The sequence below is a fragment of the Novosphingobium lindaniclasticum LE124 genome (genome assembly GCF_000445125.1).
In the GTDB taxonomy this organism is placed as follows: Bacteria; Pseudomonadota; Alphaproteobacteria; order Sphingomonadales; family Sphingomonadaceae; genus Novosphingobium; species Novosphingobium lindaniclasticum.
On sequence record NZ_ATHL01000133.1, the window covers coordinates 19,945 to 44,335 of the forward strand.

The 24,391-nt window shown below is 64.7% G+C and carries 27 protein-coding genes; 7 read left to right on the forward strand and 20 right to left on the reverse strand.

Annotated features, from left to right (window positions below; genetic code table 11):
- The first annotated feature begins 32 nt into the window (after positions 1–32).
- The 4 genes from L284_RS43360 (at position 33) to L284_RS43375 (ending at position 5,486) form a co-directional block, all read left to right on the forward strand.
- Entirely contained in the window at positions 33–599 is a 567-nt protein-coding gene (locus L284_RS43360; RefSeq protein WP_015449258.1) for a TetR family transcriptional regulator, read from the forward strand.
- A 738-nt stretch (positions 600–1,337) separates the two neighbouring features.
- Entirely contained in the window at positions 1,338–4,040 is a 2,703-nt protein-coding gene (locus L284_RS43365; RefSeq protein ID WP_015449259.1) for a TonB-dependent receptor domain-containing protein, read from the forward strand.
- A gap of 10 nt (positions 4,041–4,050) precedes the next feature.
- Complete coding sequence (locus L284_RS43370; RefSeq protein ID WP_021235676.1) at positions 4,051–4,755, forward strand: PepSY domain-containing protein; 705 nt, start codon at positions 4,051–4,053, stop codon at positions 4,753–4,755.
- Positions 4,752–5,486 carry a PepSY domain-containing protein gene (locus L284_RS43375; protein ID WP_031342995.1) on the forward strand — a complete coding sequence of 245 codons (735 nt, stop codon included), beginning with the start codon at positions 4,752–4,754 and terminating at the stop codon, positions 5,484–5,486. Before L284_RS43370 ends, L284_RS43375 begins: the two co-directional genes overlap by 4 nt.
- A gap of 3 nt (positions 5,487–5,489) precedes the next feature.
- On the opposite strand, the gene hutC is transcribed toward L284_RS43375, so the two are convergent.
- From hutC to L284_RS43470, 20 genes are all read right to left on the reverse strand, one after another.
- Positions 5,490–6,230, reverse strand: a complete 741-nt coding sequence (gene hutC, locus L284_RS43380; protein ID WP_004213136.1) for a histidine utilization repressor — start codon at positions 6,228–6,230, stop codon at positions 5,490–5,492.
- Between the two features lie 140 nt (positions 6,231–6,370).
- The gene (locus tag L284_RS43385) at positions 6,371–6,808 is read right to left on the reverse strand and encodes a DUF411 domain-containing protein (protein ID WP_004213035.1); all 438 of its coding nucleotides are present in this window, start codon (positions 6,806–6,808) and stop codon (positions 6,371–6,373) included.
- Between the two features lie 68 nt (positions 6,809–6,876).
- A complete protein-coding gene (locus tag L284_RS43390) occupies positions 6,877–8,118 on the reverse strand; it encodes an MFS transporter (RefSeq protein ID WP_015449261.1) in 1,242 nt (413 codons plus the stop codon).
- On the reverse strand, positions 8,112–9,098 hold the full coding sequence (locus L284_RS43395) for a copper resistance protein B (protein WP_021235678.1): 987 nt from the start codon (positions 9,096–9,098) through the stop codon (positions 8,112–8,114). The genes L284_RS43390 and L284_RS43395 overlap by 7 nt, the downstream gene beginning before the upstream one ends.
- On the reverse strand, positions 9,095–10,801 hold the full coding sequence (locus L284_RS43400; protein WP_015449263.1) for a copper resistance system multicopper oxidase: 1,707 nt from the start codon (positions 10,799–10,801) through the stop codon (positions 9,095–9,097). The genes L284_RS43395 and L284_RS43400 overlap by 4 nt, the downstream gene beginning before the upstream one ends.
- A 25-nt stretch (positions 10,802–10,826) precedes the next feature.
- Complete coding sequence (adhP, locus tag L284_RS43405) at positions 10,827–11,852, reverse strand: alcohol dehydrogenase AdhP (RefSeq protein WP_004212676.1); 1,026 nt, start codon at positions 11,850–11,852, stop codon at positions 10,827–10,829.
- Positions 11,853–11,878: 26 nt separating this feature from the next.
- A complete protein-coding gene (locus L284_RS43410; RefSeq protein WP_021235679.1) occupies positions 11,879–13,399 on the reverse strand; it encodes an aldehyde dehydrogenase family protein in 1,521 nt (506 codons plus the stop codon).
- A gap of 252 nt (positions 13,400–13,651) precedes the next feature.
- On the reverse strand, positions 13,652–13,981 hold the full coding sequence (locus L284_RS43415) for a hypothetical protein (protein WP_004212674.1): 330 nt from the start codon (positions 13,979–13,981) through the stop codon (positions 13,652–13,654).
- Positions 13,982–14,128: 147 nt separating this feature from the next.
- Positions 14,129–14,530 (reverse strand): hypothetical protein, encoded by a 402-nt coding sequence (locus L284_RS48550; RefSeq protein WP_015449265.1) that lies wholly within the window; start codon positions 14,528–14,530, stop codon positions 14,129–14,131.
- A gap of 318 nt (positions 14,531–14,848) precedes the next feature.
- On the reverse strand, positions 14,849–15,139 hold the full coding sequence (locus L284_RS43425) for a hypothetical protein (RefSeq protein WP_007406388.1): 291 nt from the start codon (positions 15,137–15,139) through the stop codon (positions 14,849–14,851).
- Between the two features lie 228 nt (positions 15,140–15,367).
- A complete protein-coding gene (locus tag L284_RS0124870) occupies positions 15,368–16,669 on the reverse strand; it encodes a glycoside hydrolase family 130 protein (RefSeq protein ID WP_438830636.1) in 1,302 nt (433 codons plus the stop codon).
- Between the two features lie 254 nt (positions 16,670–16,923).
- Positions 16,924–17,364, reverse strand: coding sequence for a four-helix bundle copper-binding protein (locus tag L284_RS43430; RefSeq protein ID WP_015449267.1), 441 nt, complete (start codon positions 17,362–17,364; stop codon positions 16,924–16,926).
- 14 nt (positions 17,365–17,378) lie between these two features.
- Positions 17,379–17,822 (reverse strand): DUF1622 domain-containing protein, encoded by a 444-nt coding sequence (locus L284_RS43435; protein ID WP_007406411.1) that lies wholly within the window; start codon positions 17,820–17,822, stop codon positions 17,379–17,381.
- Entirely contained in the window at positions 17,809–18,531 is a 723-nt protein-coding gene (locus L284_RS43440; RefSeq protein ID WP_007406380.1) for a hypothetical protein, read from the reverse strand. Before L284_RS43440 ends, L284_RS43435 begins: the two co-directional genes overlap by 14 nt.
- Positions 18,528–19,256 carry a hypothetical protein gene (locus L284_RS43445; protein WP_007406424.1) on the reverse strand — a complete coding sequence of 243 codons (729 nt, stop codon included), beginning with the start codon at positions 19,254–19,256 and terminating at the stop codon, positions 18,528–18,530. The genes L284_RS43440 and L284_RS43445 overlap by 4 nt, the downstream gene beginning before the upstream one ends.
- On the reverse strand, positions 19,256–21,166 hold the full coding sequence (locus tag L284_RS43450; RefSeq protein WP_030089529.1) for a 2Fe-2S iron-sulfur cluster-binding protein: 1,911 nt from the start codon (positions 21,164–21,166) through the stop codon (positions 19,256–19,258). The genes L284_RS43445 and L284_RS43450 overlap by 1 nt, the downstream gene beginning before the upstream one ends.
- A 23-nt stretch (positions 21,167–21,189) precedes the next feature.
- Positions 21,190–21,510 (reverse strand): hypothetical protein, encoded by a 321-nt coding sequence (locus L284_RS43455; RefSeq protein WP_007406382.1) that lies wholly within the window; start codon positions 21,508–21,510, stop codon positions 21,190–21,192.
- Positions 21,511–21,569: 59 nt separating this feature from the next.
- Positions 21,570–21,791: a hypothetical protein gene (locus tag L284_RS43460; protein ID WP_007406426.1), complete on the reverse strand. Its 222-nt coding sequence runs from the start codon at positions 21,789–21,791 to the stop codon at positions 21,570–21,572.
- Positions 21,788–22,267 (reverse strand): heavy metal-responsive transcriptional regulator, encoded by a 480-nt coding sequence (locus L284_RS43465; RefSeq protein WP_007406417.1) that lies wholly within the window; start codon positions 22,265–22,267, stop codon positions 21,788–21,790. Before L284_RS43465 ends, L284_RS43460 begins: the two co-directional genes overlap by 4 nt.
- Before the next feature lie 140 nt (positions 22,268–22,407).
- Positions 22,408–22,746 (reverse strand): hypothetical protein, encoded by a 339-nt coding sequence (locus L284_RS43470; protein WP_007406371.1) that lies wholly within the window; start codon positions 22,744–22,746, stop codon positions 22,408–22,410.
- Between the two features lie 261 nt (positions 22,747–23,007).
- Between L284_RS43470 and L284_RS43475 the strand changes: the two genes are divergently transcribed.
- From L284_RS43475 to L284_RS43485, 3 genes are all read left to right on the forward strand, one after another.
- Complete coding sequence (locus L284_RS43475; protein WP_007406428.1) at positions 23,008–23,370, forward strand: hypothetical protein; 363 nt, start codon at positions 23,008–23,010, stop codon at positions 23,368–23,370.
- A gap of 77 nt (positions 23,371–23,447) precedes the next feature.
- On the forward strand, positions 23,448–23,705 hold the full coding sequence (locus L284_RS43480) for a hypothetical protein (RefSeq protein ID WP_007683334.1): 258 nt from the start codon (positions 23,448–23,450) through the stop codon (positions 23,703–23,705).
- 63 nt (positions 23,706–23,768) lie between these two features.
- Positions 23,769–24,391 (forward strand): TolC family protein (locus tag L284_RS43485; protein ID WP_025161040.1); only part of this gene is annotated, 623 nt, incomplete at its 3' end.

Here is a 24,391-nt window from a genome sequence, read left to right on the forward strand (position 1 = left end):
AAACCTGGAATGCGTCAATGCTTGGAGGTGTGATGAAGCAACGAACCCGGCGGAATGCCGCACAGAGCCGCGAGACGCTCCTGGCTGCAGCGACCGAGGAGTTCGCGTCCCATGGGCTGGCGGGCGCGCGGATCGACCGGATTGCGCAGGCGGCGGGTATCAGCAAGCCGATGCTCTACACCTATTTCGGGGACAAGGAGGCGCTCTTCGATGCCGCGCTGACGCAGGAAGTGATGGACGCGGCGCAGGCCGATCGCTTCGATCCCAATGATCTTGAGGGTTATGCGGGGCGCACCTATGACTTGCTGGTCGAACGCCCGCGCCTGTGGAGGCTGCTGACCTGGCATCATTTGGAGCGTGGCCAGGATGTTCTGATGCTCCCGGCCGGCGAGGTCCTTCTCGGGGAGAAGCTGGACGGGATCGCAGCGGCGCAGGCCGAGGGGCGGATCGTCGCCGACTTCACGCCCCTGGATGTCGTCCGGCTTGTCGCCGCCCTCACCCAGCTCTGGTGCATGACCGGAGCTGCACGCGACGCTGCCGAGCACGCGGCGCGCCGGGCGACGATCATGCGGGCGGTGGGGCGACTGCTGCGCGTGTGATCGTGCGAGGCGCGAGCTGCACGCCCGCGCGCCGACCGGGACACAGCAAGCATTTTTCGCAACCTGCCGTACTGCCCAGCGGCAAAATCAGGGCGGCTCATGCACAAGCCGGCCTGTCGGCTCCGCGGATGCGATCGACGTTCGAGGACTGCGCCGCCACTGCCGAACCGGATTGGATCATCGCCAAGTGACCCAGTGGCTGCGCGACGATCTCAGGTCGCCGGACTCGTCGCACGACGTTTCGTCAGGAGTCGTTTCATCTGCCTCAAAAGGCGAACCTGCGGCTCAATCCGGAAGAAGGCGCGACACATCCAGGAAACGAGGATCAAATGCGGTCCGCATCGGTATTACTTTCCCTGGCGCGTGCAAGCTCAGCAAAGGACTAATGTTCCCGGAGCATCTCTAGCGCTATACCTAGGTATATCACGCCGACACCAATAACATGTGATCATGCCGCTTCGCATTCTTGCCGGCCAAATGTCCCGATCATCAAATCGAAGCGTGCGAGGCTGTATTACGATATGATATTCTATCTCCTATCTCAGCAGCTTTGCAAATGAGCGCTCGCAAAAATATCTCTTCAGTCATGAGGGTTCGACGTCTGGCGTGCGTATTATAGCTATATCTATGTCTAAATTTCACGAGAATAAGGTATTGGAAAAACAGGAAAAATACTGTTGACCTGTATATACAACTGATGTTGTCTGTGGCTGTTCTAAAACGTCAGGGGGATTGCACATGACCATCAGGATGGCCCTGCTCGGCAGCGCCGCCATCGTCGCGGGCTACGCCGCGCCGGCTCTCGCTCAGGCCGATCCGACACCGCAGCCAAAAGCACAAGTCCTGGGGGATGACAGCGACATCGTCGTTACCGGCTCACGAATCCGTCGGCAGGATCTGGCCGGGGTTGGACCGGCCACCGTGGTCACCGCCGAGCAGATCCAAAATACCGGCATCGTCAATATCGAAACCGCCTTGCAGCGTTTGCCGGCCAATGCCGGCTTCGCGGGCAACCAGACATCGGCCTACTGGACCAACAACGGTTATGGCACTGCTCAGGTCAATCTGCGCGGCCTCGGCATCAAGCGCACACTCGTGCTCCTCAACGGCCGACGCCTCGTCGCGGGCGGCACCGGCGCCAATTCCTCACCCGATCTCAACATGATCCCGGTCGTGGCGCTGGCACGCACCGATGTCCTCAAGGATGGCGCGTCCGCTATCTACGGGGCCGATGCCATGGCCGGCGTGGTCAACCTTGTCACGCGCACCGATTATGAAGGCCTGGGTCTCAGCGTCCGACAAGGCATTACCGAGCGCGGCGACGGCTCCGATCTCACCGCGGACCTACTTTGGGGCATTCGCAACGATCGTGGCGGGTTCATGGCAGCAGTCACCTACCAGAAGACCAGCGCCGTCAACATGGCCTCGCGTGCGCCCTGCTCGCTCGCTGAAACGACGCCGGGCTCGCTGAGCTGCGTCAACAGCGCCTCGACGATCGGCGGACGCGCGGTGCTGCCCAACGGCCAACAGATCAACTTCAACCAGGTACCCGGAGGGAACGGGAACTTCTACGAGCCTTACAGTCCCGCCAAGCACAACTTCAACTCGAACCCGTTTCTCAATGCGGTCAGCCCAGTCGAGCGCGTCAGCACGGCCTTCTTCGCGGACTATGCGCTGACCGACGGTATCCAGGCGTTCGGCGAGTTCCTCTATACGTTCCGCAAGTCGAATCAGATCGCGACACCCGGCACGCTGCGCAATCTCTCGATACCAGCCAGCAATCCGACCAATCCGACCGGCCAGAACCTGGTCCTGGCCCAGCGCCGCCTCGCCGAACCCGGCGCGCGCCACTTCTTCCAGGAGACCGATACCTGGCAAGGCACCTTCGGGCTGCGCGGCAAGCTGGCGAACGACTGGGCCTGGGAAGTCGCGGGCAGCTTCGGGCGTAACACGGCCGTCGACGGCTCGACCAACATCGCCAATCTCGAGCGCGTCGCGAACACGCTCGACAGGAGCAAATGCTCCAGCACGGCGGGCGCGGCCATCCCCTGCGGTGACTATCTTGGGTTCGGAGACCTGACACCTCAGGTTCTGGATTATATTCTGTTCACCTCGCGCGATCGCGGAGGCAACGAACTCGGCACGGTCACGGCTGACCTCAACGGCGATCTCTTCTCCCTTCCAGCCGGCGCGGTGTCCTTCGCCACCGGCGTGGTCTATCGGCGCGAAAAAGGCTGGCGCGATCCCGACCCGTTGACGGTGCTCGGCGTGGCGAACGTCAATCAGCAGGATCCTATTTCGGGCTCGAGCACCGCCAAGGAAGCCTATCTCGAGCTATCGGTGCCGGTGCTTGCCAACACAGCTTTCGCCAAGGCGCTCACGCTCGATGGCGCAGTCCGCTACTCAGACTATAATCTCTTCGGGAGCGACTGGAATTACAAGCTCAGTGCCGACTGGGTAGTCAATGACAGCATCCGTCTGCGCGGCACTTATGGGACGGGCTTTCGCATTCCCAACGTGCCGGAGCTTTTCGGCGGCGTCTCGGAAGGCAATCTGACCACGACCGATCCCTGCTCGCGCTACACCTCCAGCGGCAACGTGACCTTGATCGCCAATTGTCAGGCGTCCGGTGTGCCGGCCAACTATACGCAGCTCGGCACCACGATCCTCACCACAGTGGGCGGTAACCAGAGCCTTCGGCCCGAAAGCTCCACGACCTGGACCGTTGGTACGGTGATATCGCCGCGCGGCATCATCCCAGGGTTGTCGCTGACGGCAGACTGGTTCGACATCAAGATCAAGGACGCGATCCGGGCCATTCCCGGCTCGACCAAGCTCGCAGTCTGCTATGCGAGCCAGAACCTGTCGCACCCGTTCTGCAGCGACTTTACGCGCAGCGCGCTGACCGGCGAGGTCACTTACCTCTCCGCCCAGCCCATCAACACCGGCCGCGAGGAGATGAATGGTCTCGATCTGGGTCTGGTGTACAGTGGTGCGGTGGGCGAGGTGAAGATCTCCTTGGATCTCAACATGACCTATCTCAACAAATATGTCGTAAACCCCTTCCCCGGCGGCGCGCCGATCTATTTCGACGGGTTTATCGGGGGCGGCAATGGCGGCTATCCGAAATGGCGTGGTTATGGCGTGCTGACGGCGGAAAAGGACGGCATCAGCGCGACCTGGTCGACACAATGGATCGGCAAGGCGACCGACTTCAACGCATCGGCCGGCGACATCGGCTACCGCACGCCGAACGTCTTCTACCACAATCTTCAGCTTGCCTTCGCGATCGACGAGAAGACACGTTTCCAGATCGGGGCCGATAATCTGTTCGACCGCAAGGCGCCCTATATCCAGAGCTTCACCGATGCCAACACCGACACGATGACCTATGATCTGCTCGGACGGCGCTTCTACGCCGGCTTCCGAACCGCGTTCTGAAGGGCAGCACATGGCAATTCGCTGGCCTTTGGTCATCCGCCGGACGCACAAGTGGCTGGCCCTGATCGTCGGCGTCCAGGTTCTGCTCTGGACGCTGACCGGCTTCTATATGGTGGCCGTCCATATCGACATCATCCATGGCGACGATCTGGTCCGCCCACCGGTCGTCGCCCCCATCGACCTTGCGAGCTTCGTCCCGCCGGCGCGGATTGTTCAATCGGCTCCCGACGCGTCCGAGATCCGCCTGCAACGGTTCATGAATCAGCCCGTCTGGCGCGCGCAGACCCCGGCTGGTCCAAGACTCTTCGATGCAGGTTCGGGACAGCCCATCCCCGATTTGAGCGAGGCACAAATCCGCGCCGCCGCTCGGCGCATCTACAGCGGCACCGGGGACATCGTCGCAGCCCGGCTGCTGACGACGGCGCCACTGGAAATGCAGGCGCGCAAGCCTCCCTATTGGCAGGTCGAATTCGATGCCTGGAACCGGCCAACCCTGTATCTCTCTCCGCAGACCGGTGAGCTGATCTCGCGCCGCCATGCGCTGTGGCGCGTGTTCGATTTCGCGTGGATGCTGCACATCATGGACTATGACGATCGCTCCGACGTCAACAATCCGCTGCTGCGCGTGGCGACCTGGAGTGCCCTTGCCATGGCGCTGGCCGGGGCTTGGCTGCTGCTTTGGTCGTTCCCGCGGCGCAGGAAGAAGAAGGCATGAAGAAAATCCGGTTCACCCCGCTCTTTTTTCGGCGCATCCACAAATGGGTCGGCCTGATCCTGGGCGTGCAGTTTCTCCTTTGGGCTCTGAGCGGCTCGATGATGGCCTTGCTCGATCAGGAGAAGGTCGGCGGACACAGTGCGCAGGCCAGCCATCAGCACGCCCTACCTGCCGGTGACTATATTGCGCCGGCAAAGCTCGCTCTTGATGGTCCCGTGCTCGGCATCGCCTTGCGGTCCCTTGCCACACGCCGCGTCTACGAGCTTCGATCCACCACGGGCACGCGGCTAATCGACGCGACGAGCGGCGCCCCGGTTCGGGTCGACGAGCAGGTCGCGCGCGACGTCGCGACGATGGTGAATGAAGCACCGATCCGCAAGGCAACGTTGCTCGCCGAACCGAATGTGGAAGCGCGCGAGCACGAAGGCACCATGTGGCGACTGGATTTCGCGGACGCAGAGAACAGCAGCGCCTACATCTCCGCCGACACCGGCCGATTCCTGGTCATGCGCGGCGACACATGGCGCACCTGGGATTTCTTCTGGATGCTCCACAATATGGACTATGTGAACCGCACCAGCTTCAATCACCCGCTGATCGTCTTCGTTGCGTTCGGTACTTTGTGGCTGTCGGGGACGGGCTTCTACCTGCTGTTTAAGAGCTTCAGTCGCGCCGACGTGCGATGGTTGCGGCGCAGGCGCAAATCGGCCGTCAAGTTGGGCGCGGGCTGATCGCTAGGTCCCAACAGAAAAAGCCGCCGATAGCTCGAACCGATTGCCCGGGTGCGTGAGCCAAGCGTGCGATACGAGACGTCCGCGACTCCAGGTTCTGCGCGTCATCATTAGCACTGGTTCTCCTTCAGCGAGGCCCAGCATTGTTCGCATGGCTGTATCCGGCATCGCCGCGCACACCCGGTGCTCTACTCGCTCGAGCGGGGCAACACGTGTCAGATATTCATTCGGCGTCGAGGCGCTGAAATCCCTCTCTCCGTAGCGTGGCGCAGCAGATGCCAGCACAAAGCGCTCCTCGACCTGAATTGGGAATTCGGTCTCGTGATGGACGATAAGCGAATGGAAGAGGCGCGTGCCCAAGCCGACTTCCAGCAGAGCTGCCCTTTCCGCATCAGCCCGTATCTCGATATTATAAATGACGCGCGCGCGATAGGCGTGGCCCCTGCCGCGCACCTCCTCCGCGATGTTGCGGATCTCGATCAGCTGCCCGATCGGCCGGGGCTCGGCGACAAAGCTGCCCCGCCCCGCCCGCCGTACCACGACACCGGCCGATTGCAGTTCCCGCAACGCCCGGTTTGCGGTCATGCGCGAGACTTTGAACGTCTCGACGAGCTCGGCCTCTGACGGCGTCTGGTCGCCGGGCTTCAGGCGACCTTCCCGGATGTCCTCGAAAATGCTGTCTTTGATCGCCACATAGCGAGGTTGCTTCTCCGCACCGGCAGCGTCGACCGCGGGTTCGCCCACAGAAGCAGCTTTCGTCCGGGGAGCGGATGCGCGGCTATGGGGGCGAGCGGGAGCATGCATCAAATGACTATACAGGTGGGGGCGAGCAAGTCCCAGTCATTCAAACAGGAAATCACCAGCGAGAGCCGAGGCGTGCGTGATCAATGCCGCGCGAAGACCTTCTGGCCCGAACTGCCGAACGACACCACCGCATAGGGTTGGCGGGCGGCGCCTGCCACTTCCATGCCCTCCGAGCCGATCGGCATCCCCGCCACCGCAATGCCTCTGACGCCTACGGGACGGGTTGCCAGCAGGCGCTTGATATCGGCGACCGGGACATGGCCCTCGATCAGATAGCCATCAACCATCGCGCTGTGGCAGGATGCCAGCGTGCCCGGCATGCCGGCCCTCCGCTGAAGCGCCCCGCGCGACGCATCGTCGCGCATGACGACCGTGCGGCCCAGCTTCGCGCGAAGCGCCTGGGCCCACTTCTCACAGCATCCACAACCCGGGTCCCGGTGGACGACGACATCATTCGCCGCAAGCGCTGCGCCGGGCAGGGCGAGGAACAGCAAGGCGGCAGAAAGACGGGTCTTCATGAACGGCTCCCGGAAGCATGCGATAGGGTTCCTAATGATCTATACGCATTGATGCCCCCTACCCCTCATCACGCTGAAGATTTCACGATGGCGCGCGGCCTCCAGGCGAGCGGCAAGGACACAAGCAGCGCCAGCGACAGACCACCAATCCCCCACAAGACTAAGTGCTGCGCCCCGGGAGCGACGACGGCGATCGCCAGCGGCGCGAGCGCCTGCCCGATGCTGGCGGCGGAATGCTGGAGACCGAGCTTCAGACCCGAAGGGGCTGCCGCACCGCTGATCCAGAAGCTGGTGACCAATCGAAGGGTTGCCGAGCTCCAGCCGGCAGCAACGATGATCCCACTGAGTTCGGCCATGCTCGCGGCGACAGGGAACAGGAAGAGCGCCGCAGCCAGCAGGCCGAGCGTCAGCCCCGCAAGCCGCCTCGGCATGGTCACCAGCCAATCGAGCCTCGCATGGAAGATCTGTGCTGCCAGCATGCCCAATCCGCAGAGACTGAGCATCCAGGCGATCTCTTCGCGGCTCAGCGAAATGACGCTCCGCGTCACCAGGAGATTGACATGCATCGCCGCCAGCCCGCCGCCCGCGACGATCGTGACGAAAAGCAGGATGAGCGTCGCGCCGAGCGTCGGCGCGGGCAGGTCTCCGCCATCGATGCAAGGTGCACACCAGCGCGGCAGACGCACGGCGCAAAGCGCCGCCCCGACGGCACCGATGCCGAAAGCGAGGATCATGAGGGGAGCGCGGGGCAGGATCGCGGCCGAGACCTCCGCCACCAGCGGACCGGCGAGATCGCCCAGAAACAAGAAGGCGGTCAGCCAGGTGAAGCGCCGCGCCTGGTCCGCGCGCTCGTTTGCGGCAAAGCTCGCGCAGAGCAAGCCCAACGGTATGATGGCGGCCGACGCCATCCCCGCCACCAGGCGCAATGCATAAAGCTCAGGCAGCCCGACGAGGCCGATCGGCGCGGTCACCAGGGCGAGGATGACCAGCGCTGCGCGCAACATCGCCCGATAGTCGACCCGGTCCGCGATCCAGCCCCAGAGCGGCGCCGCCAGCAAGGCTGCCAGGGGATGGACCGCGGTCAGGCTCGCGACATGAAAATCATGAGCGCTTGACGATAGCGCGCCACGAGCCGGGTCGACCAGTGCCGGAAGGAAGGCGAGAATGGCCGTCTGTCCCGCCGACGCCGCAGCCGCCGCGAGCAACAAGACGAAAAAGGAGGCCGGCCAGCGACCGTTGGCTTGCGATCCAGCCTTGTCACGCGGCGCGTTCGCGGTCGACCCCTCGAGTGGCCATCCGCGGATCACCACCAGGCGCGCAAGCCGATCACCAGCCTGTGTTCGGAAGGCCCTTCCCCGCGCAGGCGACGGAAATCGGCCGTGCCGTCAAATGCGCGCTCCCAGACGAAGCCGATATAGGGCGCGAACTTGCGCGACACCTCGTAGCGCAACCGTCCGCTCAGCTCGACATTGCTGAAGCCGCTGCCGAGCTGCCGATCGCTCGACCGCTTCGAATAGATATTGGTCTCCACCTGCGGCGTAAGGATCAACCGATTGGTGAACAAGACCTCATAGGACGCCTTGGCGCGCGCCGCGAGACGCCCATCGGTTCCTACATAGCCGGTGAGCTGGACGTCGAACCAATAGGGCGCCAGTCCCTCGACGCCGGCGGCCAGCCAGGTGGTCGCACCCTTGCCGAGATCCTGCCTGACCCCGAGCAGCGTGCCCCAGAACGGGTTCTTGCTGTGCCACCACAGCGCCTCGACGCTGCTCTCCGGATCGAGACGTTGGTCGCGGGAGTTCTTGAGCCCCTGGCTGCGCAGCCAGAGCTTGTCATTGTCCTGACCCTTGGTGACGAGCACGGTCCAGCCCACGCCCTGACCCTCGTTGCCGCTGGTGAACTCAAGCTCATCGACAAGTATCTTGGGGATTGAGAGCTTGTCGGCCATCTCATAGTCCGGCAGCGTCGAGTTGCGGTAGCCGTCGGCATAATCGTCCGAGTTGCGCGCGTCCGGCGGGGCCTGGCCGCCCTGCATCGAGCCCATGTCCATCGTGGCGCCGTTACCGGACGCCTTCGTGTCGGTCATATCCATGCCCGGCATGTCCATGCCCGCATGGTCCTGAGAGCCTTGCGCGGAAGGGGTGTGCTGAGCGGGAGTGGCCGTTTGGGCAGGGGTGGCGGCGGGCGACGGGGGCGAGGCATCCTGCGCGAGGGCGGGAGCCGTGATCGCCGGCGCCAGGAAGAGGGCAGCGCCAAGAGCGATGCCGCGCGAGGGGAAAATCCGGATCATGCGACCACCACCTCCCGGAACATGCCGGCCGCCATGTGATAGAGCAGATGGCAGTGGAAGGCCCATCGGCCCATGGCGTCGGCGGTGACGCGGAAGCTCACCCGCTGGGCGGGCTGGACCACGACCGTATGCTTGCGGACCTGGAAGGCGCCGTCCGGGCCTTCGACATCGCTCCACATGCCGTGCAGATGCATCGGATGCGCCATCATCGTGTCGTTGACGAAGGTGACGCGCAGCCGCTCGTTTGGCTTGAAATGAAGCGGCCTGGAATCGTTGAGCTTGATGCCGTCGAGCGACCAGATGAACCGTTCCATATTGCCCGTCAGATGCAGCTCGATGTCGCGCTCGGGCTCGCGCGGGTCGGGATCGCCGCCCGGCGTGCGCAGATCGGCCAGCGTCAGCACGCGCCAGCCGCGCCCGCGCAGCCCGGCGCCGGGATCGTCGAGATTGGTGCGCGGATAGTCGACGCGCATGTCGGTATTGGCGCCATATTCGGTGCGGGCGTGCCGTGCCCTGGCCGGCATCTCGGTCATGCCGTGCCCGGCATGCGCGTCGCCTCCCATTGCGCCCATCGTCGCCATCGCGCCCATCATGTCGACCGGCTCGAGCCAGGTCCGGGCATCGAGCGGCGGCACGGCTGCCGCCATGCCCGGGGCCGGTGCGATCGTGCCACGCGCATAGCCGCTCCGATCGATCGCCTGCGCGAAGATGGTGCGGGCGCCGCCCTCGGGCATGGTGAACTCGACGTCGTAGGTCTCGCCCGGGCCGATCCGGAATTCCTCGACCGTGACCGGCTCGACCGGCTGCCCGTCGGTCGATACGACCGTCAGCTCGACCCCGGGGATCCGCACGTCGAAGAACGTCGCCGTCCCCGCGCCGACGAAGCGCAGGCGCACGCGCTCGCCGGGCGCGGCGATACCGGTCCAGTTGCCGGCGGGCGGCGCGCCGTTCATCAGATAGGTGTAGGTCGCGGCAGAGACATCGCTGTAGTCGGTCGGGTTCATCCGCGAGCTGTTCCACATCCGCCGCCGCTCGAGCGCCTTGCCCAAGCCCATGGTGCCGACATCCTTGAGGAAATCGCCGGCGGTCGGCTGCGCAAAATTATAGTAGCTGCTCTGCTTCTTGAGATTGAGGAAGATCTGCAGCGGCGGCTCGTCCGACCAGTCGCTGAGCACGATGCAATAGTCGCGATCGGGCGCCCGCGCCGTCGGCACCTGTTTTGGCTCCACGATGATCGCTCCATAGAGTCCCGTCTGCTCGGCGAGCGTGTGAGCGTGATACCAGTAGGTTCCGCTCTGGCGGACCTCGAAGCGATAGGTGAAGGTCTCGCCCGGCGCGATGCCGGCAAAGCTGATGCCGGGCACGCCGTCCATCTCCGCCGGCACGATGATGCCGTGCCAATGGATGCTCGACATCTCCTTGAGGCCGTTGCGTACGCGCAGCGTGACCGTGTCGCCTTCGCGCAGGCGCAGGACCGGCGCGGGCACGCTGCCGTTCACGGCGGTCGCGATACGGCGTTTGCCGGTGAAGTTGACCGGCAGCTCGGCGATCTCGAGGTCGAACTCGGTCCCGCTCAGCTCAGCGGGCAAGGTTGGTGCGGATCGCGCGAGAAGCGCCGGGGCGAAACCGGCGACCGCGCCGCCGATCGCCAGCCCCTGGACGAAACGGCGCCGCGCGATCGGCCGGATATGTAAGGGAGACATGAACTGTACTTTCGCGAAGTCGGCTTCAGGCGAGGTCGAGGACGATCCGGCCCTCGATGTCGCCATGATGCATGCGGGAGAAGACGTCGTTGATGTTCTCCAGCTTGTCTGCATGGACCGTGGCCTTGACCTTGCCCTCGCCGGCGAACGCCAGTGCCTCGAGCAGATCGAGCCGCGTGCCGACGATCGAGCCGCGCACGGTAATGCCGTTCAGCACGGTGTCGAAGATCGACAACGGGAAGTCGCCCGGCGGCAGGCCGTTGAGCGCGACCGTGCCGCCGCGCCGGACCATGCCGAGCGCCTGCTGGAACGCCTTGGGCGAAACGGCGGTCACCAGCGCCCCGTGCGCGCCGCCAATGGCTTTCTTGAGCGCTGCCGAAGGGTCCTCGTTGCGCGCGTTGACCGTCAGTGTGGCGCCAAGGCGTGTAGCGAGGTCGAGCTTGCTATCGTCGATGTCGACCGCGGCCACATTGAGACCCATGGCTCGGGCATATTGCACCGCCATGTGGCCGAGCCCGCCAATGCCGGAGACGACCACCCACTCGCCGGGTCGGGCCTCGGTGGCCTTCAATCCCTTGTAGACGGTGACGCCCGCGCAGAGGATCGGCGCAATGTCGAGGAAGTCGACATTGTCGGGAAGGTGACCAACATAGTTGGGATCGGCGAGGACATATTCGGCAAAGCTGCCATTGACCGAATAGCCGGTGTTCTGCTGTTCGTGGCAAAGCGTCTCCCAGCCACCCAGGCAATGCACGCAGTGCCCGCAGGCGGTGTAGAGCCAGGGCACACCGACCCGGTCGCCTTCCTTCACATGGGTGACGCCGGCACCAACGGCGGCGACATGCCCGACGCCCTCATGGCCAGGAATGAAGGGCGGGTTGGGCTTGACCGGCCAGTCCCCTTCTGCCGCGTGCAGGTCGGTATGGCACACGCCGGTTGCCGCAATCTTGACCAGGACCTGCCCGGGGCCGACCGTCGGGATCGGCGCGTCCTCGATGACCAGGGGCTTGCCAAATTCGCGGACGACCGCCGCCTTCATGGTTTTCGCCATGTCCGTTTCTCCTTTTAAGCGGGGGGTCAGAATAGGCCGAGCGCGTGCTCGTCATAGGAGACGAGCAGATTCTTGGTCTGCTGATAATGATCGAGCATCATCCGGTGGTTTTCACGCCCGAAGCCCGATGCCTTGTATCCGCCGAAGGCGGCATGGGCGGGGTACTGATGATAGCAGTTGGTCCAGACCCGCCCGGCCTCGATCGCGCGGCCGAGCCGGTAGGCGGTGTTGCCGCTCCGGGTCCAGACGCCCGCGCCAAGACCGTAGGCGGTGTCATTGGCAAGTGCGATCGCCTCCTCGACCGTCTTGAACGTGGTGACCGACAGGACGGGACCGAAGATCTCCTCCTGGAAGATGCGCATGTGGTTCTGACCCACGAACACGGTCGGCTGCACGAAATAGCCCTGGTCGAGCGCACCGCCCGGCAGCGCCCTGGCGCCACCGACCAGACACTGCGCGCCCTCGGCCTTGCCGATATCGATATAGCCCAGGATCTTGTGGAGCTGGTCCTCCGACGCCTGCGCGCCGACCTGGACCGACGGGTCGAGCGGATCGCCCTGGCGGATCGCGGCGACGCGCGCCACGGCGCGCTCGATGAAGCGGTCGAAGATCGACACATGGATCAGGGCGCGCGACGGGCAGGTACAGACCTCGCCCTTGTTGAAGGCGAACAAAGTAAAGCCTTCGAGCGCCTTGTCGAAGAAGGCATCGTCCTCGTCGAGCACGTCCGCCATGAAGATGTTGGGCGACTTGCCGCCAAGCTCCATCGTCTGGGGGATCAGATGGTCCGCCGCGGCGTGCATGATCTGCTTGCCGGTGACGGTCTCGCCGGTGAACGAGACCTTGGCGATGCGCGGATTGGCGGCGATCGCCTGGCCAACGGTCCGTCCCGGGCCGGTAACGACATTGAGCACGCCGGGCGGCAGGATGTCGGCGGTGAGCTCGGCGAACATCAGCAAGGTGAGCGGCGTCTGGGATGCGGGTTTGATGACGGTGCAGTTGCCCGCCGCCAGCGCCGGGGCGATCTTCCACGCCGCCATCAGCAGCGGGAAGTTCCACGGGATGATCTGGCCGACGACGCCGAGCGGCTCGCGGAAATGATAGGCGATGGTGTCCGCATCGATCGTCGAGATGCCGCCTTCCTCCGCCCGGATGCAGCCGGCGAAGTAGCGGAAATGGTCGATCGCGAGCGGCACGTCGGCAGCGCGCGTCTCGCGGATCGGCTTGCCATTGTCGATCGTCTCGGCAAGTGCCAGCAACTCCAGATTGTCTTCGAGCCGGTCGGCGACGCGATTGAGAATCCTGGCGCGTTCGGCGGGCGCGATCCTTGCCCATTGATCCTTGGCGGCGTGCGCCGCATCGAGCGCGCGCTCGACATCTTCCGGCGTCGACAGCGCGAACTCTGCGATCTGGGCGCCATTGATCGGGCTCGTGTCGGCGAAATACTCGCCGCCCGCAGGAGCGCTCCAGCGGCCTCCGATGAAATTATCATAGCGGTGTCGGAAGGAGGCCGCCGCGTTAATGGTCCCGATCGCCTTCTCGAACATAACCTGACTCCATCTCTATCGATGGCCTGACGGAGTAATCTCTTTGCCCGGGTGGCCTATAAGTAAGTTCCGCAGAAGGTAGTCTGGTATCGGGGTCGCGGGCTTGAGGGTCAGACACGCCAACAGAGCCGATGACTATTCATCGACTCCTGAACGTATTCGCGCACGCCTGATCGGAATTATGCCGAGACAGGCGTTACTCGGCCGAGTCTTCTTTTGGCGAGGGCGGCGCTTGGCATTCCAATTCTGGCGTTACGCCCGGACGCGCTTTAGGCTCACCCAATCGCCTTTCTGAAGCGTCCCGTCCCTCACGCGGAAATGAGCATAATGGTCGTCGAAAATCTGGTCGACTTCGACATGACCGACAAGACGGCGGTGGCGCGGCGTTGCGTGATAGACTTCGAGTATCTGCCCGATGTGCGCGCCATCGGCCTTACCCAGGCAGGCCACTGTGCCGCCCGCATCCATACGGACGATCTTGCCGCGCATGAACAAGCTATGGCCGATACCCTGTGCGAGGAGCGGCGTGCTGCCAAAGAGCAGAAAGCCAACAGCAGCACCGACGCCAAGATGTTTTCGCATCGCTGTTTCCTCTGTCAAGTCAGACGCTCGGACCCGGTTTTGAAAGCTGGGAGCACGGGGCGACGCTGGGCATCGTCAAAGAACTGGCCCGCCGAGGGGGAACGGCGGGCCCTCAGCCCCTGGGGTCTGTTCTCGGGGCTGGAAACCTCACATGTCGCTCATCGGCTTGTCGGCCATGGGCTTGGCGGTCTTCTTCTTCGCCGCCGGCTTGGCCTTCTTCATCGGCATCTTGCAGCAGCCACTCTTCGCCTTACCGGCCATGCCCGAGCCGTTCGATGCAGGCGAGCCGCCGGACATGCCGGCCATCCCCGACATGCCCTGTTGATCCTGCTGGGCCGGTTGCCCCTGCTGCTTCTGCGCGCCGGCCTGATGATCCTTCATCATCTGATCGTGCATCTGCTGCCCGCCATGATCCATGCCCTGCTGGTGGGCATGGGCCGGCGCAGCCTGCGCGGGCGCGGGCGTCGACTGGGCGAGAGCGGTGCCGGCGGCGAAGGTTAGCGTCGCGAAGAGGCTGACGGGCGCCGCGAGAAATGTCGTCTGTCGCATTGAGGGTCTCCGAGTGTTCTTCCTGTTGCCCGATCGACGTTCCGATCCCGGCAATTCCGAAGCTTCAATGCTGCTAGCGAGACGCTGTCTGTATACGTAAGTTACGAATCGAAATCCGATCGGCCGTGTGCCTGCTGGAGCAGGCGCGTAAAATGATGATCCGGGATCGATCAAAAATGTGACCCGGCCTGGTTTTCTCGTCCTGAGACCGGCCAGAAAAGCGATTGGCCCGCCGTGGGAACGGCGGACCAAGGCTTCGGTTGAAAGCGGCCATGATCTTGTCCGTCAACCTTGTCGTCTGATGGAATGATGGCAGGGTCAGCAACCACCGTCCGACCTGTGTGACATGCCGGAGGCGCCGTCCTGGTCCTGCGAATCCCGCATCGCCATTCGATGGCCCTGCATCATCTGGCCGTGCATCTGCTCCTTACCGTGAGCCATGCCCTGCATGTGGGCAGGATCGGGCTGGGCAGGCGCCGGCCTGGCCTTGAGGGTCTCCTCAAGATCGGGCATGCCCGGCGGCATCCCGTCCGCCAGCACCGGTCCGGCACTGACGGCGAGGAAGCCGAGAGCTGCGAGCGAAGCGATCATTGCCGTCTTCTTGCGCAAGTATCCATTCCTTCAAGTCTGGGTTTCCCGTTCGATCGAGCATATGCCCGGTCGATTGTCGCCCCTTCCGGAGCTTGCCCGTGAAATGGTGTCACCTTCCGCCTTGCTGTATACGTAATGTGCGAAGTCCGTCTCTGAGATGGCCATAAATTATCGCACTGGCATCGTTGTTGTGCCGATGTGTAACTATGGTTCCGACTCGAGAGCAGGACAGGTCGGCAACAGTGACTAATCCATGGCGGCCAGCAGACGCTCGAGAGGAATAGTGGCAAAAGTGGTGAAGCTGTCAGCAATGGCATAAGGCAGTACCAGCACCCGATTATGTACCATCGCGCCGCAGCTGTAGGCTACGTTTGGCACATAACCTTCGCGCTCATCCATGTCCGACCGCAAAAGCGGTAGCTTCGTCCGCGCCAGCAGCTTCGAGGGATCGTCACGGTCCAGCAGGCACGCCCCGATGCAATAGTTCCGAACGGCGCCGACTCCATGAGTTACGACCAGCCAGCCTTCGTCGATCTCGATCGGCGATCCGCAATTACCGATCTGGACAAACTCCCAAGGCCAGCGAGGTTCGATGGCTTTCGCTCCGCCACTCCAGTCGTGAATGTCCGCGGACGTCAGGAACCAGATATTTTCGTTATCCTCGCGCCCAAGCATGGCAAAGTGCCCGGCAATGCGTCGGGGGAAAAGCGCCATGCCCTTGCTACCGGTGGCATCCCCACGCAGCGGTCTGAGTTCGAATGTCCGGAAGTCCGGCGTGGACAACAACTCCTGCCGGACGGACTGGCCGCTAAATGCCGTATATGTACCGAAATAGGTGGCTCGGCCATCGTCGTCCAGGAAGCGGACCAAGCGAAGGTCTTCGATGCCACCACGCTGGCTGGGGGTTGTCGGAAAGATCACGATCTCCGAGAGATCGTGGCTGCCATCGCACTTGATCCGAATGCCCGCGTCCGGCCCGTCCTCGCCGGAGATGTTTTCAGTCTCCAGCACGAGCGGCATGGGGCTCGGAGGATTGATTGCTATGGTTCCGTCCGCGGCGCAAAACCCGGTGCGAAAGGTGACGGAGGAGATATGCCCCTCGCCCACGCCTCGCAGGGAAAGAATGAATCGGAGAGAGTTTTCAGGTACAGCAGACTGATCAGGATGCAGGACGATGCTCGGATTGAAAAGCGCTGCTGCCTCATAGGAATATTCGTTGCAAAAATGGGCACCGATCAAGAGCGCCTGTTCATGGGTGACCTCGCAATCACAGACGATGATGCCATCAACCTCGTGGAACCGCCGCAAAAACAGGGACGGAACCTCACGATGCCTTCCCGAGAAATCATCAAGAATGCGTTGCAACTCATCGTGGAGCGATGCTGGGTCGAGCGCCAGGACGCGGTCGGCGATGCGCTGCGCACGTGGCTGATCCGGTACCGCATATTTATAGGTTTCCGTCGACGGCATATAGGGTCTGATCACTACCCTTGCTGGATTGGGGCGGAGCAATTCGGGTAGCCGGTTGACAAATTCGGCGGTTGACACTGACTTCTCCAATACAGATCGACCGTGGAGCGTTCACGCAATCGTAAAGATGGTGCTCGGCATTACCCGACTATCGGGTGGCGGCACGGAAGGCTCCGGCGATGGCGGGTGCGATGATTTCCGCCGTTGCCGGATACTCGGACTTTGTGCCACGTGCCATGATCGCTGTCCTGGCGTAGTTGTCGGACACACAAGCTGTGACCGGGGGCTCTGGCCTGAACGTGACTATGTGGGGCACGTGCGAAGCGCGCCGCTCAGCTCGACATGTCCGCCATCGTTCGGCAGCTCGCCGCGCATTTCTTGCAGGTGGCCGAGCAACGCGCGATCCGCTGGTCCGCGCTATGGCGTCCGCATTCCTCGGCGCAGCGCTCGCAAGCGTCGGCGCAGGCGCGGCAGACGATGCGGTGCAGGGCAGATTCCCGCAGCATCGAGTTGGCGGTCGCCTGGCACAGTTCCGCACAGTCGTTCAGCATGGCGATCAGCGACGCCGTAGCTGACGCGCCGCCTTGCTTCGTCAGCCAAGCGGCGGTTTCCAGGCACATGCGGTGCGAAGCCACGCAATCGTCGATGCAGTCCGTCATCGACATCGCCATCCCTTCCATTCGATGCTGCTGCGCCGCCGCCGGCACAGCCAGCGTTCCGGCGGCGGCAAGGCCGGCGCCGGCCATCAGCAATTCGCGTCTCTCGATCATCATGCACCTCCCATCTGCTATCCCTTGAGCGCTGTGCCGCATCCGGCGGCCTCAGCCGTCGCAGGCGACCCATCCGACGCCGCACGCGCCTTCTCCCGCGCCATCCGGGTTTCCTCCCAGGGCCAGTGGCCGTTGATCTCGACCCCGAGCGAGATGCTCAGGAAGGTCCGCACCAGCACCAGCCCGGCCAGAACGATGAGATCGTCGAGCGTTGGGTTGATCACCAGCGACTTGACGATGTCGCCGGCGACCAGAAATTCCAGGCCGAGCAGGATGCTGCGGCCGAGCGCCGAGCGGAACGCGCTATAGGCCTCGGTTCGGTCGCCCGCCCTCGCCCGCCGCGCAAACAGAAAGGTTGCGAGCCCCGCGCCGACCAGGATGGTCAGCGTGCCCGCCAGTTCCAGGCCGATCACCGCGAGCCGGAAGAAGGCGCTCAGCCAGTCGGCCTCAATGGTGATCATACCAGCCTCGCTTGCGGATATTGTTGAAGCTGTCGGTGGCGTGACAGGCATAGCATTGGTCGACGCGCGCCTTCGATCCGGCTGCGCGCTGCGAGACCATGCTGAAATGCTCCATGAAGTGACTCGGCGGCGCCTTGTGGCACTCGGCGCACTGCGTCGAATTGACCGATGGATGGCGGTAATTGGCGATCTTCCAGCTGTCGGTCTTGTGGCAGCTCGCGCAGTCGGTGCCGAACAGGCCCTGGTGCGGATCGCGGAACGCATGGCAGCTCGCGCAATTGAGCGCGGTCTCGGGGGTCAGGCTTCGAGTGTTTGTCGACATGCCCGCCAAAGGCTGCCGCCACTTCGCCATGTCGAGCAACGCGGCGTGATCCATGCGGATGATGCCGCGCTCTCCCTCATGTTCGACGTGGCAGGAGGTGCACTGCGTCGCTTTCGCGTGGAACTGCGTCGACTGCTTCGTCCCGAAATCGGTGCCCGCATGGCAGGTGAGACAGGTCCGGGTTTCGACGCCCTTGCCCGGCGTGTGGCAGGCCGTGCATTGGCCGGCAAAGGACTGGTGCGCGCTCGAGAGCGGGCCGGGCGAGACGAGCTGCGCCACCAGGCCGGCATCCCTCGGCGCGTCCGATCGCATCCGGATCGCGACCGCGGCGACCATCACCAGCAGGGCTGCGATGAAGACGGCGTAGGAAAGACGCTGCCAGCTCATAGCCAGCGCAGCCCGTAATAGATCGCCGCGCCGACGTGGAGCGCGAGCAGCGCGAAGATGAGACAGCCCAGCAGGATGTGCAGGAACCGCCACCGCGCGAACAGGGTGTTGGTTGCCTCTTCGGCACGGATCGCGAATTCGGTATCGGCCAGCGCTGCGGCGATCCCCGCCTTGTCCTGGGGGCGCTGGCCCGCGGACGCATCCCCGGCGACGAACAGATAGCGCTTCCAGCCCGACAGCGGCGGGGCTGCGGTATCGGCCTGCGTCGGCGCCGCCGGCTCCTCGAGGAAGGCGGCGCGAAGCGAGGCCAGTTCTGACCTGCGTCCGCGCAGCGCCCGACCAAGCTGGGCAAGCAGGTAGCGGCCGATGAAGCCGGTGATGACCGTCATCAGCAGGAGGACGGTCAGAAGCAGGCCGACCGGGCTTTCGAGCTTGTGCGCGGCGTGGACCAGACCCAGGATCGGCGCCAGCACGCCGGCATAGATGTGGATGGCGAGCAGGGTTGGCTTGCTGACGACCCGGGAGAGCGCCTTGTCGACCCAGGCGATGTGCTTGGCCGCGACATAAGGAAGCGTCAGCAGCATCAGCACGAGCGCTGCGATCCCGATGATCCCGCCGGCCAGGCTACCCGGAAAGCGGGGCGACACATGCACGAGATAGCCGAACGGGAACAGCAGCAGGAACGCGACCAGCAGGCCCACGGCAATGTCGCTGCGTTCGCGCATCAGGCTTCGACCACGAGCGGCGTGCCCGTCCCCTTCGCCTGGCACGCGAGCACATAGCCTTGCGCCTTGTCGGCGGGCGCAAGGCCGGATTCGACCTCCATCGTCACTTCGCCCTGCAGCAGCTTGACCACGCAGGCGCCGCATGTGCCCGCACGGCATGCATAGGGGATCTCGACGCCCGCGCCCTCGGCCGCCTCCAGCACGGTCTCGTCCGCGGGCAAGGCCGCCGACACCCCCGACACGGAGAAGGTCACCGTGCTCGGCGCCACCTCGGCGCTCGGGGCCGGCTTATCCGCTGGCGGGGGCGCGGGCTTGACCTCGAGATCCTCGTGGTCGGCCGGCAGCGAGGCCGGACCGAACGCCTCGGTGTGCAGCTGCGCTTCGGGGACGCCGAGTTCCGCCAGCACGCCGCGCATCGCGCCCATCATCGCCGGCGGGCCGCACATATGGATGCGCCGGCTCGCGATCTCCGGCACCGCGGCCAGGATCATCTCGCGCGTGATCGGCCCTTCGGGGCCCATCCAGACGGTGCCGGGCGCGCGCTGCATCGCGGCGACGACATGGAGGTTGGGAAAACGGCGTTCGAGCCGCTCGAGCTCGTCGCGGAACACGAATTCCTCGGTCGACCGTGCGCCGTAGAAGAAGAAGATATCACCCTTCCACGCGGTGTCGGTGAGATAGCGCAGCACCGACATCATCGGGGTGATGCCGACCCCGCCCGCGATCAGCACGATGCTCTGGGCATCCGTTCCCGTGAAGGTGAAGGCGCCGAACGGTCCGCTGACCTTCAGCAGATCGTCGGCGACGACCTTGTCGTGCAGGTATCGCGAGACCACGCCCTGCTCCTCGCGCTTGACCGTCAGTTCGACATAGGCCCGCTGGGTCGGCGAAGAGGCGATCGTGTAGGAACGGCGCGCGGTCTTGCCCGCTTCGGGCTCTACCTCGACCTGCAGGAACTGGCCCGGCAGGAAGTCGAACGGCAGCCGGTCGGCGGTCGGGTCCGCGAGCCGGAAGGTCAGCACGCTCGGCGTCTCTCGCACGATCTGGACCACGCGCAGCTGCCCCGCCCAGCTTTTGGGCTTGCGCAGCGACGCCCCAGCGGGTGCGGCCGCATTGCTCGGCGCGAGCCCGGCGCTGTCGGCAACGGGTGCAGGCGCGGGCGCAACCCTGGTAGCGGGAGGGGCAGCCTTCGGCTCCGGCTTTGCTGGAACCTTGGCGGTGGCGACACCGCCGGCGATCGCCCCGATCCGCCGCAGGCGGAAGATCTGCAGCGCGATAAGCGTGGCGCTCACCAGCCCCAGGAACAGCATGAGAAGGAGGTGCGAGGGCGAGATGCCGAACCAGTGATCGGCATGGCCGGGCGCGGCCTGGTCGATGTCGAGCTGATCGCGCAGCCAGGCAAGCCCGACCTCCCGGGGCGGCTGCAAGCCCCCGATCGCGCCCTGCGCGGCGGTGCCGGAGCGGAACAGGTCGGTTCCCTCGCGCAGGCGCCGCGCCGCATCGAGCCGGGCCGAGACCGTGGTCGCACGCGCGCCGTCGGCCGAGGCGGCGTTGATCATCGCCAGACCCGTGCTTACCCGTTCGCCGGCCTGCGCAGCGACCCGCTGCCTTGCCGCTTCGTCAAGCGCGGGAAAGGCGAGCAGCTGCGAGATGAAGCCGGTCCGGCGCGATTCGTGGCCGTGCTCATTCTCCCCTTCCCCATTGATCATGCGATCCATCATGGGGTTCATCATCTTCGCCATGTCCGACGACCCCGGCTCTGCCGGTGCGGACATGCCCCCGCCGGCCGGCATGCCTGCGCCATGATGCGCGGCATGATCCTCGCCCTCCTGCGCGCCCGCGCTCGCGGACAGGCTGAGAGCGATTGCGCAGCCGAGGCTCAAGCGTCGAAGGCTGATCCGCCTGGACATCCTCATCCCCTTAGTGTGCGAGCCTACATATCCTTCATCGGCATCGCCGCATTGCCCGGCGCGGGATCGGGTGCCGGCGCGGTCTGGTTGCCGGCCCCGGCGCGCATCGCGTCATGGTCCATCGCCTGACGGTGATGCCGCTCCATCTCGGCCTGGTTGCTCATCGCGTCCATCGGCGCCGCGTCTGCAGCGTTGCCGCTGTCGGTCAGGACCGGGGTGGCGGCGACGCTGTTCGCCGCGGGCGGCACCGTCTGGTCGGCCTGGCGGTCGCAGCCCGAAAGCGCGAGCGCCAGCAACAGGCTTCCGCCGACAAGTGGAAGGGCTTTCTTCGCATGGTCGATCATGGCTTTGCTCCTTGGCTTGAAAACTGTGTCCGGGCGCCATCCCTGGCGTCCGGACCGGCTCATTGCGCGCTGCGCAGAATCCGGAGACACCGGTCGTGCGAGAGGTTCATCGGGTTGCGCCCCTGCCCCTTCATCTCGCCATGATCATGCGGCGTCTGGAGACCCATATTGCCCTCCATCGCCCGGCAACTCTCGACCTGCGCCGAGGTCGGCCGCGTGGTCACACAGGCGCCTAGAAGCAGCGCCGGCGTGAGGACGGCGATCAAACGCATTTTCTTCATGACAAAACCCCTTTCGCTCGTGGTGATCGTTCGTCCTGCGCTGCCTGATGTTTCTTGTTATGCTGCTGGTCTTTCCGCCGCGCCGTCAGGAAGGCGAGGATCGGGCAATCGGAGACCGGCACTTCGCCCGGGCATTCGTCGGCGAGCATCCGCAGCATGTCGCGGATATCCGACAGGCGCTCGAGCCGGGCTTCGGCGTCCGCGATCTTGGCAAGCGTGATATCGAGCACGGCCTGGGCATGCGCGGTGTCCGACGCCCTGAGTGCCAGCAGCTGCCGGGCCTGTTCGAGTGTGAAACCAAGCTCCTGCGCCGAGCGGATGAAATTGACGCGCTCGAGGTCGGTCGCGTCGTAGAGCCTGTAGCCCGCTGCCGTGCGCGCGGGCTCGCGCAGCAGGCCCATCCGCTCATAATAGCGGATCGTATCCCGCCCCACGCCTGCGGCCGCGGCCAGTTCGCCGATCTTGAAATTGCCCATGTCATCCGCTCGATCATGCCGGTTGGACCATGGTCCAGGGTCAAGCGGTTTCGCTTTGACCCCGAACGGTCTCCTCGTCGCCGGCGGCCCGCTGCCCCGACGCGTCGCAGGGCAGCCCGTGCCGCCGGGCCACCGGCTTGTCAGTTCTTGCGAAGCTCGACGATGTCGTGCCTGGCAGGCGTGCCGTCGGCGACGGACACGTGCGCGAAGTGATCGTCAAAGATATGGTCGATCGTCACATGGCCGACGAGCTGGCGGTGATAGGTCGGCGCCACGCCCTTGGACGGACCCGGATGGGTCACGACGCGATAGACCTCGAGCTTCTGGCCGACCTCGGCGCCATCGGCCTTGCCGATGCAGACGACCGTGCCGTTGCTGCCCGTGTCGACGATCGAGCCGCGCATGAACAGGCTGTGCCCGATGCCCTGGGCCATAGCGGGGACGGCAGCAAGCATCGAAATGCCGGCAAGCGCGACCATGAGAGTTTTTCTGACCATATTCACCTCCTTGGATGGTAAGCCACCGCCCGGACTTTGCCGAGGGGAAGAGCGTCTCTTCAGGCTTGGGACTACGGTCCCGGGTCCAGCCTCGATATACGTAGAGGCCGCAGCCGATCTTCTTCCCCGGGCCGGATCTTTATTGACGCGGAGTTGACGGAATCAGCCGTCAGCACTTCAAAATCCGCGCGGCGCGAGACTTTGGTTGGCTGCGCCCGCGAAACCCGCTAGATATCGAGGCCCGTGAAACGCCTGCTCGCCCTCCTGCTCGTCATCGGAGCGCTGTCCGGTCTCTTCGGAGCCCAGATGGCGGCCGCGCACAGCGTGCCGCAGGCGGCAGGCGCGCCGCTGGCCAAGGGCATGGATGCGGACTGCATGGCGATGATGGCCAAGCAGCAGCCTGCGCCCAGCGAAAAGCCCTGCAAGGGCCTGACGCTCGATTGCATCGCCGCGATGGGGTGCGTGATCCCGCTGGTCGCAGCGGACCTGGCAGGCGGCGTTGCGCCTGCGCGTCTCTACGACGCGCCCAGCTTCTGGACGACCGACACGATATTGACCGGCAAGGCGGTTGCGCCCGAGCCGGATCCTCCCACCAGCCTTGCCTGATTGAACGAGCACGGGCTGCGCGCATCGATCGATGCGTGCGCGCCCGGTTTCCTTCTTTTCAGTCAAAGGTTTTCGTGATGATCAAACTGCTTCCGGCCGCCCTTGTGGCGGCCCTCAGTCTCGCCGCGCCTGCGCTTGCAACCGACGCGAGCCGCACGCCGCAAGGCCATTGGGAATGGCGGTCGGCGCCGCAATATGGTCCGCGGGCGACTGGCCCTGCGCGTGTCCGCATATGGGTGCCCGACAGCCGGGACATGGCCAGCTGCGATTGCGCGATGATGCAGGCAAGCGCCGCCGACTGCATGCGCGGCGCAGTCAGGTCGGACAAGGGCTAAACCCGCTCCGGAGCGGCGCGTCACATCTTGGCGCGCCGCCTCTGTCATGAGGGGATGATATCCATGATCATGATGCCGAGGCGCGCTGTGCGACGCCTGTTGCTCTCTATCGGTGCGACGCTTGCGAGCGCCTGGGCCGTGCCGGTGTCGGCCGGCCCGCTCACCTACGAGCAGGCAGTGAGGCTCGCTGCCGCCAACGCGCCAAGCCTCAAGGCGCGCGCGGCGGCGACAGCCGGCGCCCGCTCTTCGGCGGTCGCGGCCGATCGCCTGCCCGATCCGACGCTCGACCTGGGCCTGCAGAACTTCCCGGTGAGCGGCCCCAATGCCGGCAGCTTCACGCGCGACGATTTCACTATGGCGACGATCGGGTTCAGCCAGACCTTCCCCAATCTCGCCAAGCGCCATGCACGCGCCGCGCGCGCCGCGGCCGATATCGGTATCGCCGAGGCGGGCGAGCTGGTCGAAGGCCGCAACGTGCGGCTCGAGACCGCCCTCGCCTGGGTCGATCTCTATTATGGAGAACGCCGGCTCCGGCAGCTCGACCTGCTCGATGCCAGCCTCGACGACCTGCAGAAGACCGTGACCGCACGCCTGGCGTCGGGCAGCGCGCGCCCGAGCCAGGCGCTCGAGCCCGACCAGCTCCGCGCCGCCATCGCCGATCGCCGCGCCGAGATGGCTGCGGTGGT